13 protein-coding genes and 1 pseudogene are annotated in these 15655 nt (G+C 56.4%); 3 read left to right on the top strand and 11 right to left on the bottom strand.

The genetic code is table 11. The features are described 5' to 3' along the window. Nucleotides 1-136: 136 nt before the first annotated feature. Genes AAIE04_RS10690 through fliF form a run of 6 tightly spaced genes read right to left on the bottom strand, consistent with a single transcriptional unit; the run spans nt 137 to nt 6577 of the window. A complete protein-coding gene (locus AAIE04_RS10690; RefSeq protein ID WP_498576911.1) occupies nt 137-1366 on the bottom strand; it encodes a flagellar hook-length control protein FliK in 1230 nt (409 codons plus the stop codon). Then, a complete protein-coding gene (gene fliJ / locus AAIE04_RS10685; protein ID WP_004934783.1) occupies nt 1363-1809 on the bottom strand; it encodes a flagellar export protein FliJ in 447 nt (148 codons plus the stop codon). Before fliJ ends, AAIE04_RS10690 begins: the two co-directional genes overlap by 4 nt. A 20-nt stretch (nt 1810-1829) precedes the next feature. After that, the gene (gene fliI / locus AAIE04_RS10680) at nt 1830-3191 is read right to left on the bottom strand and encodes a flagellar protein export ATPase FliI (RefSeq protein WP_004934781.1); all 1362 of its coding nucleotides are present in this window, start codon (nt 3189-3191) and stop codon (nt 1830-1832) included. Further along, on the bottom strand, nt 3191-3895 hold the full coding sequence (fliH, locus tag AAIE04_RS10675; protein ID WP_063918542.1) for a flagellar assembly protein FliH: 705 nt from the start codon (nt 3893-3895) through the stop codon (nt 3191-3193). The genes fliI and fliH overlap by 1 nt, the downstream gene beginning before the upstream one ends. Further along, entirely contained in the window at nt 3888-4880 is a 993-nt protein-coding gene (gene fliG / locus AAIE04_RS10670) for a flagellar motor switch protein FliG (RefSeq protein WP_004934775.1), read from the bottom strand. The genes fliH and fliG overlap by 8 nt, the downstream gene beginning before the upstream one ends. After that, a complete protein-coding gene (gene fliF / locus AAIE04_RS10665) occupies nt 4877-6577 on the bottom strand; it encodes a flagellar basal-body MS-ring/collar protein FliF (RefSeq protein ID WP_197667847.1) in 1701 nt (566 codons plus the stop codon). Before fliF ends, fliG begins: the two co-directional genes overlap by 4 nt. A gap of 314 nt (nt 6578-6891) precedes the next feature. Here fliF and fliE point away from each other — a divergent pair, with 314 nt between their 5' ends. Both fliE and AAIE04_RS10655 read left to right on the top strand, forming a co-directional pair. After that, a complete protein-coding gene (fliE, locus tag AAIE04_RS10660) occupies nt 6892-7206 on the top strand; it encodes a flagellar hook-basal body complex protein FliE (protein WP_025159836.1) in 315 nt (104 codons plus the stop codon). A gap of 429 nt (nt 7207-7635) precedes the next feature. Then, nucleotides 7636-9795: a phage tailspike protein gene (locus AAIE04_RS10655; protein ID WP_498576910.1), complete on the top strand. Its 2160-nt coding sequence runs from the start codon at nt 7636-7638 to the stop codon at nt 9793-9795. A 289-nt stretch (nt 9796-10084) separates the two neighbouring features. On the opposite strand, the gene AAIE04_RS10650 is transcribed toward AAIE04_RS10655, so the two are convergent. Then, nucleotides 10085-10684 (bottom strand): FMN-dependent NADH-azoreductase, encoded by a 600-nt coding sequence (locus tag AAIE04_RS10650; RefSeq protein ID WP_498576909.1) that lies wholly within the window; start codon nt 10682-10684, stop codon nt 10085-10087. A 128-nt stretch (nt 10685-10812) separates the two neighbouring features. Between AAIE04_RS10650 and AAIE04_RS10645 the strand changes: the two genes are divergently transcribed. Continuing rightward, nucleotides 10813-11745, top strand: a complete 933-nt coding sequence (locus tag AAIE04_RS10645; RefSeq protein ID WP_498576908.1) for a LysR family transcriptional regulator — start codon at nt 10813-10815, stop codon at nt 11743-11745. A 475-nt stretch (nt 11746-12220) separates the two neighbouring features. Here AAIE04_RS10645 and AAIE04_RS10640 read toward each other — a convergent pair. From AAIE04_RS10640 to fliD, 4 genes and pseudogenes are all read right to left on the bottom strand, one after another. Next, nucleotides 12221-13080 (bottom strand): annotated as a pseudogene (locus tag AAIE04_RS10640) (helix-turn-helix transcriptional regulator). Nucleotides 13081-13388: 308 nt separating this feature from the next. Beyond that, nucleotides 13389-13757 carry a flagella biosynthesis regulatory protein FliT gene (fliT, locus tag AAIE04_RS10635; RefSeq protein ID WP_198636606.1) on the bottom strand — a complete coding sequence of 123 codons (369 nt, stop codon included), beginning with the start codon at nt 13755-13757 and terminating at the stop codon, nt 13389-13391. Then, the gene (fliS, locus tag AAIE04_RS10630) at nt 13757-14167 is read right to left on the bottom strand and encodes a flagellar export chaperone FliS (protein ID WP_019452932.1); all 411 of its coding nucleotides are present in this window, start codon (nt 14165-14167) and stop codon (nt 13757-13759) included. The genes fliT and fliS overlap by 1 nt, the downstream gene beginning before the upstream one ends. A gap of 26 nt (nt 14168-14193) precedes the next feature. Beyond that, the gene (fliD, locus tag AAIE04_RS10625; protein WP_498576907.1) at nt 14194-15594 is read right to left on the bottom strand and encodes a flagellar filament capping protein FliD; all 1401 of its coding nucleotides are present in this window, start codon (nt 15592-15594) and stop codon (nt 14194-14196) included. Nucleotides 15595-15655 lie beyond the last annotated feature (61 nt).

Raw genomic sequence — 15655 nt, 5'->3', positions numbered from 1 at the left:
GCGGCCTGCGAGGCGGCGAGCATAGCGCGCAGCAAAGCCGCACGCATGACATGTAAAGGTATTATCGCGTCTATTGCGGCGTGCAATAGCCTGAATAAACGCGCAAATGGGTGCCAGCTTGGGCGTTTGCGGCGGCTCAGGCGAAAATATCGACGCCGTTGACCGCACTGGCCATGCGCTGCAGCGCCACCGGCGCGCTGACGTTGTCGGCTGCTGCCGCCTCGGCGCCATGATGTTCAGCATAGCTGGAACGCCCCTGGCCGTTGGAAGCCTGCTGTTGCGCCTGTTGCCAGTGCGGCGTGGATTCGCCGCCCACGCTGCTCTGCCCCAGGTTGATACCGCTCTCCGCCAGCGCGTGGCGCAGCTGCGGCATCGCCGCTTCCACCGCCGCACGCACCTGGCCGTGCGCAGAGGCGATGTGCAGCTGCGCCTGCTGGTCGTCCAGTTTCAGCGTGATCTGCAAAGCGCCCAGTTCCTGCGGGTGCAGGCGCAGCTCGGCGCTCTGCTGGCCGTTGCGGTGGAACATCAGCACCTGTTGGTTCAACGCCTGCTGCCATTCCGGGCTGCCCAGCTGCGCGTTGAGCTGCGGCGTAGGCGGTGCACTCACCAGTGCGCTGGCCGGGGCGGCCGTTTGCGTCGGGCTGGCGGCGGCCAGGGCGACGGCGTGATTGAGCGTCGGCGGCTGCTGCGCATCGCTCGCCGGCAGCGGTTGCGCGGTGCTTGCACGTTCGCCGGTAGCCGGCTGCGTGAGCGCCGCCGTAGCGTTATCGCCGTCGGTGGCCGGTGTTTTAACGCTGGTCACCGTCGGGGCGGCTGGCGCCGCTGAACGAGCAGGGGTTTTATCACCGGCCGCCGCGATGTTCAGCAGGCCGTTGCCCGGCTGCAGCGCAGTGGCCTCGTCAGCGTTTTCCATCGGCAGCGACTGTTGGCCTTCGGCCGGTTGCACCTGGGCGACGATCACGGCTGGCAGCATGGCGTACAGCGCCTGCAGCGTCGCGGCATCCAGTTCTTTGGCGGCGACGATCGGCGTCTGCGCCGGTTTATCGCCGGCGGCGGGCGCATCGCTTTCAACGGCTTCAGGTGAAGGCGCGTCGGCTGAGGTTGACAGGTTCGGCAACAGACCGCCGCGCTCGCCGAAGGTGGCCAGCAGTTGATTGAGCTGGTTGCGGCTCAGGGCCGGGGCACGTTCATCGTCCGCGCTCAGCGTGGCCGGCTGAGGTTTGCCATCGGCGGCGGGCGCGAAACGCGCGCCGAGCAACTGGGCAAAAGCGGACGACAGCTGGCTTTCGTCCAGCGCCGAGGTCAGTTCGGTCAGACCGCCAGCGTCGCCGGGTAAGGCCAGGCCGGGCAGGGCGTTCAGATTCATGGGTTGATATTCCTTTGTGCGCTGCGTTGAGCGAATTCATCCATCAATTTTTGATCCCGTTTGTTCTCCTGCTGCTGCTCCGCATTCATTGCGCGGGTATGCAGGGTTTCGAAAGCGTTCAGCCGCTGTTGTTTGTCTTGCCATTGCTTCACCGCGTGATCCACTTTCTGCCCCCACTGCAGCAGCTGCTGGCGGTGCTGGTCGATGGCCTGCTCCAGCGTGCCGATAAACTGCTGGTAGTTTTGCCAGCGTGAGCTGTCCATGCCGTCGCAGAGCGTATGATTCAGCTTCTGGCGGTATTCGTCCTGATAGTTGAGCAGCATCGACAGCTGTTGCTCCGCCGCCTGCTGCGCCTGCCGTACCTGGCCCAGCTGTTGCGCGGCTTGTTCCACCGCATCCTGCGCCAGATCGCGTAGGGTAATCAGGGGTGACTGTGATTTCATCGCTCTGCGCCTCTGTGACGTTAAACAATCAACTGCTGCAGCTGTTGACAGGCTTCATCATAGCCGCTGCGTTCAAAGATGCCCTGTTGCAGGTAGGCTTCCATCTGCGGATACAGCGTCATCGCTTTGTCCAGCAACGGATCGCTGCCTGCCGCGTAGGCGCCGACGCTGATCAGATCGCGGTTGCGTTGATAGCTGGCCAGCATCTGTTTAAAGGTGCGAACCCGGCGATAATGCTCTTCGTCGATCAGCGACGTCATGGCGCGGCTGATCGACGCTTCGATGTCGATCGCCGGGTAGTGGCCGGCCTCCGCCAGGCGGCGCGACAGCACCACATGGCCGTCGAGTATGGCGCGGGCCGAGTCGGCGATCGGGTCCTGCTGATCGTCCCCTTCGGTCAATACGGTATAGAAGGCGGTGATGGAGCCACCGCCACTGATGCCGTTGCCTGCGCGCTCCACCAGGGCGGGCAGCTTGGCGAAGACCGAAGGCGGATAGCCTTTGGTCGCCGGCGGCTCGCCGATGGCCAGGGCGATCTCACGCTGCGCCATGGCGTAGCGGGTGAGGGAGTCCATGATCAGCAGCACGTGCTGCCCGCGATCGCGGAAATCTTCGGCGATGCGGGTGGCGTAGGCCGCTCCCTGCATGCGCAGCAGCGGCGACACGTCCGCCGGAGCGGCGATCACTACCGAGCGCGCGCGGCCTTCGGCACCGAGAATGTTCTCGATAAAGTCTTTGACCTCGCGGCCACGTTCGCCGATCAGGCCAACGACGATCACATCCGCCTGGGTATAACGGGCCATCATGCCGAGCAGCACGCTCTTACCGACGCCGGAGCCGGCGAACAGGCCCATGCGCTGGCCGCGCCCGACGGTCAGCAGGCCGTTGATGGTGCGCACCCCCACGTCCAGCACCTGCTCGATCGGCGTGCGCTGCAAGGGGTTGAACGGCGCGGTGATCAGCGGCGCGCGGTAACCGGTTTCCGGGGAGGGCAGGCCGTCGAGCGGTTTGGCGCTGCCGTCGAGCACGCGGCCCAGCAGCGCCGGGCCGAGCGGCAGCTGTTTGCCGGCGCTTTGGCCTTCCGGCGCGATGCGGGCGTAAACCCGCGCGCCCGGCACGATGCCTTCCACTTCTTCCAACGGCATCAGGAACAGCCGCTGGCCGTTGAAGCCGACCACTTCGCTTTCCACTTCCTGCACCTCACCGGCGTCGTGCCGTTCGATGAGGCAGGTCGCGCCGAGCGGCAGCTGCAGCCCGGTGGCCTCGAGCACCAGCCCGGTGGCGCGGGTCAGGCGGCCGTAACGGCGCACCGTCGGCGCGCGGGCGATGCGCTTTTCCAGCGTATCCAGAGAGCTCAGCCAGCGGCCGAGACGCGCGGTCATCAGACTTCTCCTGGTGCCGCCAGGCGGCACAGTTCATGCCAGCGCGTCGCCAGGCTGGCGTCGAGATCGCCTTCTTCGGCGCTGACCTTGCAGCCGCCCGGGTGCAGTTCGCCGTCCGCCAGCAGGCGCCAGCCGTGCAGGCTGAGGGTGACCCCCAGCTGCTGTTCGACGCGTTGGTAGTCGTCCGGGTGGACCCGCAGCTGCGGCTTGCCGTTGAACATCGGCTCCTGCTGAATCAGCTGTTGGATCTGCGCGAGCAGGGCGGTGCCGTCGCACACCGGCGGCTGGCCCAGCACCTGTTTGGCGGCGGTCAGCGCCAGCTGCATCAACCGCGAAGCGATCACGCTGTCGAGCGCATCCAGCGTGTGCTGGAATTCGGTGACCAACTGCTGCCAGTGAGCGGTCAGCGGCTGTTGCTGCTGCTGCGCTTCCAGCAGCCCCTGCTGGCGGCCTTCCTCCAGACCGGACTGAAAACCGGCCTCATACCCTTTTTGCTGGCCGTCGGCATAGCCCAGCTGCTGGCCCTGTTGCTCTGCCTGCAGGCGTAGCGTCGCCAGCTGCTGTTGCAATTCGGCCTGCGCGTCCGGCGACGGATCGTCAAGTTCGAGATCCGGCAATGGCGGCAGCTCGAGAGCCGGTTTCTGCTCGCCCAAATCGTTGAGCGACCAGGGCTGCCAGGGCAGGGTGTTAATGCGATCAGACATAGGTGTCCTCGCCGCCGCCGATGATCATTTCGCCGGTTTCCGCCAGGCGTCTTACCACCAGCAGGATGGCTTTCTGCTCGTTCTCCACCTGCGACATGCGCACCGGCCCACGGTTGGCCAGATCGTCGCGCAGGATGTCGGCGGCGCGTTGCGACATGTTCTTGAGGAACTTCTCGCGCAGCGGCTGTTCGGCGCCTTTCAACGCGATCAGCAGCGACTCGCCTTCCACTTCCTGCAGCAGGCGTTGGATGCTGCGATCGTCGACTTCCACCAGGTTTTCGAACAGGAACATCTCGTCGATGATCTTCTGCGCCAGCTCGCCATCGTATTCGCGCATCGCGTCGATGACCGCTTCTTCCTGCTGGGTTTTCATCAGGTTGATGATCTCGGCGGCGGTACGCACCCCGCCCATTTTGCTGCGCTTGAGGTTCTGACCGTCGAGCAGGTTGTTCAGCACTTCGGTCAGCTCCGCCAACGCCGCCGGCTGCACGCCGCCGAAGGTGGCGATACGCAGCATCACGTCGTTGCGCAGGCGTTCGTCGAACAGGGCCAGGATGTCTGCCGCCTGGCCGCGTTTGAGGTGCACCAGAATGGTGGCGATGATCTGCGGGTGTTCGTCGCGGATCAGATCGGCGGCGCTCTGCGGCTCCATAAAGTTGAGCGTTTCCATGCCGGTGGTGGTCTCGCGCGATTCGAGAATGTCTTCCAGCAGGCTGGCGGCGCGCTCTTCGCCCAGCGCCTTGACCAGCACCGAGCGCAGGTAGTCGCTGGCGTTGACGCTCAGCGCCGCGTATTGCTCGGCGTCGTCTTCAAACTCGGTCAGAATTTCGCCGAGTTGTTTGTGTGAAACCTGGCTCATGCCGGCCATGGTGCCGCTCAGCAGCTGTACTTCGCGCGAGGAGAGGTGTTTGAACACCTCCGCCGCGCGATCTTCACCCAGCGTCATCAGCAAGATGGCGCTTTTGTCGGTTCCGGTCAGGCTCATATCTCGTTACTCATCCATTGGCGGATTACCAGAGCGACCACGCGTGGGTCTTTGTCAGCCAGATCGCGGATCCGCTGGCTCTGGACTTCTGCACTGACGCGCTGCTGCGATTTGCGACGCTGCGCCAGCTCCTCGTTGCTCGGTTTGTTGCTGTCGACCGTTTTAGTGACAGGGGCGTTGGCGGCGGCGAGGGCGGCCTGTTGCGCCGCCTGGCGCTGTTGCAGCTGCGGCCGCACCAGTTTGCGCCACAGCAGCCAGGCAACCAGCAGCACCAGCAGATAACGGCCGGCGTCGATCAGACGATCGATGAACGACTGACTTTGCCAGAACGGCAGTTCACCGCCGGTAACCTGGCTGTCGGTAAACGGTGTGTTGACCACGTTCAGGGTATCGCCGCGGCTGCTGGAATAGCCCATCGCTTCACGCACCAGCGCTTCGATCTGCGCCAACTGCTCTTTGCTCATCGGCTGCGGTTTGCCGTCTTTGTCTACGCCGAGGTAGTTGACCACCACGGCGACCGACAGACGCTGCACGGTACCGGCTTTTTGCTGGGTATGGCGAATGGTGCGGTCAAGCTCGTAGTTGGTCGTCGCGTCGCGTCGGGTGTTTTGCGGCACGCCGCTGGCCGCTGCGCTGCGGGTAGTTGCGGCGTTTTGCGCGGTCGCGTTGGCGTTGTTGCCCGCTGCGGCGGCCGGCTTGGCGGTTTCAATCGGCGCGGTGGCCGGCGCGCTCGGCTGATTGGACAGCGCGCCCGGCACGCCGCCGACCTGTGGCCCACCGATCTGCTCGCTCAGGCTGGTTTGCTGGGAGCGGATAGCGGCTTTGTCCGGCTGCTGGTTCGGCTGATACTGTTCATCGGTTTGTTCGCGCGTGGCGAAATCGATCTGCGCCGTGACCTGAGCCCGCACGTTGGCGCTGCCGACCACCGGGGCCAGGATCGCTTCGATGCGGCGCTGGAAGCCGTTTTCCACTTCGTTGGCGTATTTCAGCTGCGAGGCGTTGAGATCGCGCCCGGTACCGTCGGACTGCGTCAGCAGGCGTCCGGCCTGATCGACGACGGTCACGTTGCCCGGCGGCAGGCCGGCAACGCTGCTAGACACCATATAAACGATGGCGTTGATCTGGCCGTCGTCCAGGGCGCGGCCCGGTTGCAGAGTCAGCGTCACCGAGGCGGAAGGGGATTTTTGTTCACGCACGAACAGCGAAGGCTTAGGCAACGCCAGGTGAACGCGGGCGTTTTGCACCGGTCCCAGCGATTCGATAGTGCGCGACAGCTCGCCTTCAAGGGCGCGCTGATAGTTGATCTGCTCGCTGAACTGGCTGATGCCGAATTTTTCCTGATCCAGCAGTTCGAAACCGACGGCGCCACCCTTCGGCAGCCCTTGCTGCGCCAGACGCAGACGGGTTTCATGCACTTTTTCCGCCGGGATCAGCAGCGCCGCGCCATTTTCGGCAAAGCGGTAAGGGATGTTCATCTGCGTCAGCTGAGTGACGATGGCGCCACCGTCGCGGTCGTTCAGATTGCTGTACAGCACGCGGTAGTCGGGGCTTTTCACCCACAACAGCAGTGCGACGACGATCGCGATCGCGGCGGAGGCGGCGACCAGCAACGGAATTTTCGGGTTGGCGCGCAGACGATTCCAGATGGCCTGCAGGCCGTTGTCGCGGCTTTCGCCGGCGGTTATCGAAGCACTCATTTTAGGTCTCGTCCTTCAATGGCGCTCACGATCCCGTACGGGCCGCTGAGCAGCTCCCTGCCAGGCTGATGAACGGTATGGTTAGCGTTGTGTGACAAAACAGACTCCCTGATACACATATCTTCTAAATAGCGGCGCTCCCATTTCTGGGCAGGCCATTATTCGCCTTATCAGATGATTCTGATTGCCCGATAAGCCGGGTTTTTTGCAGTTAATTAACCGCTTTAGCTCTGAAAACGCTGTGCTAGGGTGTGCATCATTGGAGAAGTGCAGGGTGAAACTTCACCCGGCAAGACGAAATGATTGAGGGTCAGATGGCGATTCAGGGCATTGAAGGGGTGCTGCAGCAGATGCAGACCATGGCGGTTCAGGCCGGCAAGATGGGGCAAAATGCGGCGCCGCAGGGCGTTAGTTTCGCCAGTGAACTGACCGCTGCGCTCGGCAAGATCAGCGAGACGCAGCAAACGGCGCGCAAACAGGCGCAGGATTTCGAGCTGGGCGTGCCGGGCATCAGCCTGAACGATGTGATGGTCGATCTGCAAAAATCGTCGGTATCTCTGCAATTGGGCGTCCAGGTGCGCAACAAGCTGGTGGCGGCCTACCAGGACATCATGAATATGCCAGTGTGATGAAAACTTTATGCATAGGATAAATGTTCGACAGAATATTCTATGCATATAGTCCATTCTTCCGATTCTGCTTATTATTCGCTTTTTTAGAACGAATTTCCCGTGATTGGCATTTAATTCTGCGTATTTTATGGGGAGTGTTGACAAAATGGCACTCCTGGCTGTTGATGTAATATATACTTCCAGGGTTTTAACGGTATTGTTAATTGTAAGTCATTTCTCAATATAGATGATTGATGGTTTCCTTTCCTTTTAAATTGCACTGGGAAATAAATCACTAAGTGTACGTCTGAAAAAAGCGTAAGTATTGTTAGTTAAGATTGTTTACATTTTTTAGTATTAACTAGATTAAAACTCTCCTCGCGTACTCTATTTTTAATAGAGGAGTATGCTATTTTGTATCTTAGAGAGTTTACATTGGAGTGTATCATGGATCGCAGAAGTGTCGTCAAAGGTCTGGTCTCCTTTTTTTTCGGTAGCGCGATCACCTCTCGGGTGAGCGCAAAAGACAGCAGGCCTCTCTTGCCTGGCATAGCTTCACTGAATGCGATCCCTCTTCAGTTGCTCAGGCTCGTAAGCTCATTCAAAGGTAGTGCGAATGGGCAAATGTATATAGGTAGGGTTGATACCAATCCTATTATGTCAGCAAACCAAGTTCCTGTTTATCTGGAGCGTAAAGATGGTTCCCGTACGCTTGTTTCCCAGCCTATATTACTTAATGAAAATAGTGTTCCTCGCATCAGCAGTGAATCGGGAAGGCTTGTCACGCTAGAAAGTTATGCTTTGGCTGTACATGATAGCGAGGGAGGGCAACAGTTTTATATTCCCGATGTTCTTCAGTATGAGCCTTATATTGGTAACTTATATATTGATGAGAAATTATCAGAGCTATCTTCCGCTACGGGAGCCGATTTCATTGGGTATAAAAATACCACCGTAGGTGAAGAGTTGGGCTCATTAGATTTTATAAAAAGCACTGCCGATATTTATTATGCTACATTTTTTGAGACAAATACGAATGCTGTTAATTTAGTTACGTCTCACGATGGTATTAACTGGAGTGATCCTACTCAGCTGAGTGATGGTAAAAAATCAATTGTAGGGCGAGATCCATCAATTTGTTTTTTCAAAAATCATTGGTATATCGCTATAACGTCAAATTCAGTTGAAAATTATGACATGCTTATATATACCAGTGAGGACTTGGTAAATTGGAAACGTACCAATGTTAAGCTCAATGGGCACGAAGCTATCTGCAGTCGAAAAAAAGCCTGGGATAAAGGAACACGAGGCGCGGATAAATTATGGGCTCCAGAACTTATCGTGGAAAATGATGAACTTTATGTGATCGTTAGTATTTATTTAGGCTATGATAAAACGTCTTCACCAACGGCCAAGTCGAATTACTTTGGCACTTATATTGCTAAATGTACGGATATAAATGAGGTGCAGTTTTCTAAGCCGTCACGCATCGATTATTATGAATCTGATGGAAGCATTAACAAGTACAGCCGCATTGATGCTTATATCGTCAAGGATACTGAAAATAAAAAATATTTACTTGCAGCAAAAAGAGAAAATTATGGTGTGATTGATGTTTTTCACAGCACATCATTTTTAGGGCCGTTTGAATATGTCAGCACTGTAAGTATGTCAATCGGTGGTGCGGAAATTGAATATCTTATGCGGTCTGGAATAGAGGCTCCTTGCTTGTTTCAGCTAAAAACAGGCGAGTGGGCAATGGTATTTGACCCGAATGATACTTTCGATGGAATAACTTATATAACGTCACGAGATGGGTTCTCTTCCCACAGTAAACCGGAAAAATTGCGTTTGTCAAAATTTAGACATGGCACTATAAAGTCAGGGAGATATGAGGGCTTAACGGCGAAAGGCGTTCAGGATCTTTATCGATGCAAAACGGCTACCTCTGCGGCAATAAGCTCCCAAATTACTCCGAATAATTTCATTCGAATTAAAGAGAACTGCTCTATTATCCCTCAGTCAGATACTGTCTACTGGGCTAATGCATCATACAAGGTGACGTTGGTTGCACCAAATCGTGGTGATTATCCACGTAGCTTTTACTTTTGCGTGCGCACTTCAGACCGTTCTGTAGTGTTAAACCTCAATGGCGCTATCGTTGGCGGCACGTATGATCTTGGTTGGGGGATCTCAAATGAGCGCATTATTGAGTTTTTTTATGATGGTCTAGCTAATAAGTATCGCTGCGAGATGCTCGAGGTTAAGTCTTATAATGGGAACCATTTGTCTGCGTCTGCAGGAGGGAATGATATTAATACGCAGGGGGCCAGCTGGATTCCTCAACATGGAATGACTTACACTATTTCTACGTCTGATGGAACATGCGTTATTCATGCGTTACCCAATATGCCGGTAGGGACATATTTTAATGTTGTTATTCAAAGTACGGAAAATACATTTATAGGTTTGGTTGTCAAGGCTGGGAATGGGAAAAACAATTTGGGTTTAACAGCTGATTTCGCTTACCGTGGTGGGGTTGAGCAATATGATGGTAGAATTATTCGTATAGAAAAAGGTTCTGAGCTTTGGTTTGTCACAAAGTAATAGCCAATATCGGACCGCTAAACGCATTGGCTATTACTATTGCTTAATATGACCATGAGTTGTTATATAATGAATACACTAGCCTGTAATTAATTTGTCGGTATGTGAACTGAAATGCGGAGACAGTCGCCTACGCGAAACTGATCATAGTTATGCTGCAGTATCAGTCAATATCGTTAAATGTTGCACACTTGCTTGTATATCATTAAATCTAAGCGGCAATAATCTGCAAAAGCTAGTATTAGGTCAGGTAACTGGCTGAGGAACGAGATTTTCCGCACTTCTTTAATCAATATACCAACTTTGCGATCCGCTGATGGGCATTCGCCAACCCTTGAGCGTGGCCGTGCGGTTTCATGTCCAGCCCTTCAGCATAGATGAATTGCACGTCACTAATGCCCATCAGCCCCAGCACCGAGCGCAGATAGGGCGTCACGGCGTCGGTCGGCTGACCGACGTGTACGCCGCCGCGTGAACTGAACACCAGCGCATTGACGCCCTCGACCAACCCAACCGGATAGGTGGCGGTGTAGTTGAACGTTACCCGGGCGCGGGCCACCAGATCGAACCAGTTCTTCAGCTGGGTCGGTACGTTGAGGTTGTACATCGGCGCGCCGATCAGCAGTAGATCGCTCTCTTTCAGTTCGGCAATCAGTCGATCGGAGAGCGCCACCGCCGCTTTGGCGCGTTGGCTGGTGTTTTCCGCGCCGCGCAGCGCGCTGAACAGCTCGCCGTCCAATACCGGCAGATCCAACGTCGCCAGGTCGTGTTCGACGATCTTATCGTCATATCCTTTGGCTCGACGTTCCGCCAGATAATGATCAATCAGGGTATTGGTCTGCGAGTTGTTTCCCATAATGCTGGATTTGAGCACCAGTATATTTTTCATGTGGTTGTCCTCTGACGGTAATCTGTGGATTTCACCGGGAGTACCGGAATGACTGCAGGTTATCATTGCTTAGTGTTCACCAGTGGTGATAGGTTTTCACATTATTGATTCCAAATTGGAAACATAAGATGAAAAGCGATCTCAGCGCCCTGCCGGCTTTTGTCGCCGTGGCGGAAGGCGGCAGTTTCGCCGCCGCCGCAGACAAGCTTCATCTGACCCGTTCTGCGGTCAGTAAAATCGTGTCGCGCCTGGAGGATCGGCTCGGGGTCATGTTGTTTATGCGCACCACGCGCAGCCTGAGCCTGACGGATGAAGGAGCGTTGTACTATGAACATTGCCGGCAGGCGTTGGCGAATGTGCAGGCGGCGGAAAATCAGCTGGACAGCGGCAAGATGCAGGTCAGCGGCCGCCTCAGAGTCTCGGTGCCGGTATTGTTTGGCCATCTGTGCATTGCGCCCTTGCTGACGGCGCTGGCGAATGAGCACCCGTTATTGACGCTGGAGATGTCGTTCAGCGATCGCCGGATCGATCTGATCGACGAGGGATTCGATCTGGCGGTGCGCATCGGTGAGCTGGCGGACAGCGGCAGTCTGGTTGCCCGGCGACTGGGGGAACACGGCATGATCCTCTGCGCCTCGCCCGATTACGTACAGCGCTACGGCGAGCCCAGGACGCCGGAAGCGTTAAGCCGGCATCAGGCCGTCGGGTATTTACACGGCGGCGTCGTGCTGCCCTGGCAGCTGCGCGGCGCAGACGGTGAACTGCGGTCGTTCAGGCCGCCGGCCAAGATGATGATGGATGATATGCAGGGGATCGTCGATGCGGTTTCCGCCGGTGCCGGCATTGCGTGGCTGCCGGAGTGGCTGGTGCGCGATCGGTTGATGGCGGGGGCGTTGACGGAGGTCATGCGCGGCGAGTCCAGCCTCAGTTTTCCGGTGAACGTCGTGTGGCCCTATATGCCTTATCAGCCGCTCAAGGTGCGGCTGGCGGTGGACAAACTGGTGGCGGAGCTGCCGGGAAAATTGGCGCTTGTTGCGCCGTCGATATCGCATCGGCCATGACTGGCGCCCGCAACCGACAGGAAATGGGGCAATGTGCCGAATAGAGGGGCGAACATTGTGCTGTCAGGCTTATTGAATGTGCCGGTAAGCGTTTATTATGGCCTTATTAGTAGGGTTATTATTCGAGACGGGTCAATGAGCAGTAAAAGCGAATCCAGATGGCGTTTGATCAGTATTTTAATGTTGGCGGTGCTTGCCGTGTTAATTGGCGTTTTGGTCAAACTGGATTGAAGTCTGACCAGGCGATAAAAAACCTGGTCGTCTTATTGTGCGGCAAGTAAGCGCATCATGTCTTCTTCATACAGTAATGCCAACAGCCACAGCCCCAACAGCATTATTGCCAGAGAAAATAACCGCTTTTCATTATGCATCGTTTAATTCGCTGTTCGGCGGGGGGACGTTACATAGCGTATCTCAGCATTGTTACAACCGTTAAGGGCTTGTGTTAAATAAAACCGTTTTGTTGCGCGTCTATTTAGGTTTCTCCGGCGACTATCGCCTCGCCCCCCTGGAGGCCGGGCTCCATAATTCTCTGGTGGCCGCGAATGGCGGTAGGCGCAAAACCGAAGCGTTTACGAAAACGTTCGGCGAAACGCGACGCGCTTTCATAGCCGACATGTTGCGCAATGGCGGAGATAGGCCAGTCGGTCGACTGCAGCAGGGCCAGCGCGCTGCTCATACGCACGTCGATCATCAGATTGCGCAACGCGGTATTTTCCATCGACAGTTTGCGACGCAGCATCACTTCGCTCATCGACAGGCTTTCCGCGACTTTGGCCGCTGTCCAAATGCTGTGCGGATCGGTCGCCAGGCAGCGGCGCACGCGCTGCGTGAGATCCTTGGCTTCGTTATGGATGAAGCGAATACCGAACTGGGCCAACCACAGCAGAATTTCCAGCATTTTGTGCCGCACGATGAGGGTGGGAAAACGCTGCCGGAGCGCCAGTGCCAGGCTGGTGGTCTCAAAGCTGTGTTTCAGGGCAAAGGCCGGTTGCGCAGCGTCAGGACGGCGTCGAACGGCATCGGTGGCGGCATTTCTTCTACCGGCGGCTGGACGTTGAGCAGCAGCGGATCGCAGGTCAGCAACTGACAGCTGAAAACACCTTCTTCGGATGGGCCATTAATAATGTCCACCGTTTGACCGCCGTCGATAATCAACAGCTCGCCGGGATGAGCCACCACTTCCTGTTGTTGCCAGCGCACGCGCTTATGGCCTTGTTGTATCAGATACAGATGTGGTTGCTCAAAATAGACTGAGGGGAATAATAATTCAGTATGCTGAATGATGTGCGCTGAGGCACCAATTCCAGGACAGAGATTAATTGTACGTTCCATCGATATTCATTTCGCAGCCATTATCTGAGAATATCTTTACGCTTTGATCAGCGTCGGAGCAACATTTTTCCATGGGCCGTGAAACACAGCGGCGAGTTTTATCTATCAAAAATCAATTTCCTGCTGAACAGAAAACGTCCGTGTCGGGATGATGTTTATCCATTAAAGTGAGAGCCAGGCTCGAAGCGCGCATTTTAGCAATTACCCATAAACTGAATAATTCAAATGCCATAGATTAATATCCTAACGTAACCCGAGGGTAATAGCGCATAGTGCTATTTAATCCATTTTCGTCAGTATTGTCGATCTTATCGGACCTGTGGCTCTCCCAGCAGCAGCGCGCGGTCATGAAACTGGCCGTAGGTGTTGTTGACCACGTTTTGGCGCGTTGACTGTTCAATAAGCGTTTTCAGCTCATCCATCCGTTGCTGCAGCAGGCGTTTTAGTTCGGTTTCGTTGTCGAGAATCTGCTGCAACTTATTGCGCAGCATCTCCTGCAACGCCATTGACGGGCCGGCCTGGCCGGTAAAGGCGGCGGTTTTTTCCACCGCCGTCACGTAGGCGAATTCGAGCTCAACGAGCTCTTCCCAGCGCCCGGTCTGCGCCAGCGCGATCATCTGGCTGCTCAGGGCATAGATTTGTTGATAAGCGGCTAAGAGCTGTTGTTGACGTTCCATTACACGGCGTCCTGCGAAGGGTGGTAGTTGGGGCCGATCTGGCGCCAGGCGTCGGCGATGTTTTCCAGCAGCTTGACCACTTCGGCGATCGCCTCTTCGTCATTGTGCAGGTTGGCCTGCATCAGCCGGCGTTTCATATAGTCATACAGCGCCGCCAGGTTTTCGGCGATCTCGCCGCCCTGTTGATGGTCGAGGCCGCTTTTCAGGCCGTTGTCGATGATGTTGATGGCTTTGGAGAGCGCCATGCCTTTGCCTGCGATATCGCCCTGGTTCATCAGGATGCGTGCGCGAAGCAGGGCGCTGAGCGCCCCGTCGAACAACATCACGATTAACTGGTGCGGGCTGGCGCTCATGGCGCCGCTTTCCAGACTGACCTGTGCATAGGCCTGAGTGCCGCTACGGTTATACATGCTGTTTTCTTTGCCTTGTTAAAGGGTTACTTGAACTGTTGAGCCAAATAGTTACTGGTGCCGTTCATTTTCGACATCATGGTATCCAGCTGAACGAACTGTTGTTTATAACGATCGATGGTGTTTTGAATGCTGGCCGTGACCGTGGTGATCTGGCTGTTCAGGCGATCGAGGTTAGTGTTGATGCTTTTGGTCGAGTTCTCGATGATGCCGCCGGATTTGATGTAGCTCTGGATCTCGTTGTGGATCTCGGTGGCCATGCCGGTGTCTTTGCCGTTACCGACGAAGAAGTTGCTGACCTGATCCGGCTTTTCATCCATCGCTTTCTTCAGCTTGGCGCTGTCGATTTCCAGCTTGCCGGTTTTGGTGTTGGTAGAGATGCCGAGGTTGCCCAGGCCTTTCAACTCCGGGTTGTCTTGGGCGGCGCTCAGCGCGCTTTTGATCGACGACTGAATGCCGCGCAGGGTGTTGTCGCCCAGCAGCGGGCCGTTGGTTGGGTTTGGCGCTTCGCCGGTTTTCACCGGAGTGAACTTGGACAGCGAGTTGAAGGTGTCCAGCAGCGAGTTATAGCTGTCGACCCACTCTTTGATCTTGTCGGTGGTGCCGGCGGTGTTGGTGCTGATCACCAGGTGTTGCGGTTCATCGGTTTTGGTTTTGGTTTTCAGATCGATGGTGACGCCCTGCAGGGCATCGCTGATCGAGTTGGTGCTGCGTTTGATGGCCGTGCCGTTCACCGTCAGCTCCGCATCCTGCGGCGCGACCGTCTGCTTCATGGCGGTGGTGGTGCCGCGGGTGGCGTTGTAGTTCAGGATATCGCCCAACTGGTCGTCGTTATCGACCTGCAGAGAAATCTTGTTGTTTTCGCCGGTAGTGGAAGAGCTGACCGCCAACTGATAGTCGTTGTCGCCGACGCGCATGATGCTGGCGGTGACGCCGGCTTTGGCGCCGTTGATGGCGTCGCGCAGTTCCAGCAGCGAGGTTTGATCGTCGCTGAGCGGGATCTTGGTGGCTTTCGGCGGGTTGCCGGCGGTGATGGTCAATGAGCGGTCCGTCACGCCTTCAGCGCCTAACTTAGCGCCCTGGTCGCTGACTTTCGCCTGCGTGGTCAGGGTTTGCGCCTGCGCCAGTTTGTTCACTTCCACCACGTAGTTGCCCGGCACCGCCTTGGCGTTGGTGGTGATTTTAAAGGCGTCGTGTTCGGTGGCGGTGGTGGCTTTAAAGAAGTCCTCTTTCGCCATCTCTTTGCTGAGATTGTCGAACTTTTCCAGTGCGCCTTTCAGCGTGCCGTAACCGGTCAGCTGTGCGTTATAGCTGGACTGTTTGGTGGTGTAAGGGGTCAGGCGCTGTTGTTCCGCTTTAGTCAGCTTATCCAGCAGGCCGTTGAGGTCGAGTCCTGAGCCGAGACCTAATGAACTGATCGTTGCCATGAGTAATTCTCCTTGATTATGACTTTATTCGCTTTACGCGTTATCGGCCCAGTGATGAAAA

It is taken from the genome of Serratia sp. Ae19-1, from assembly GCF_059801225.1.
The sequence above is the reverse complement of the archived record's forward strand: the minus strand, read 5'-3'. Positions and strand labels throughout refer to the sequence as shown.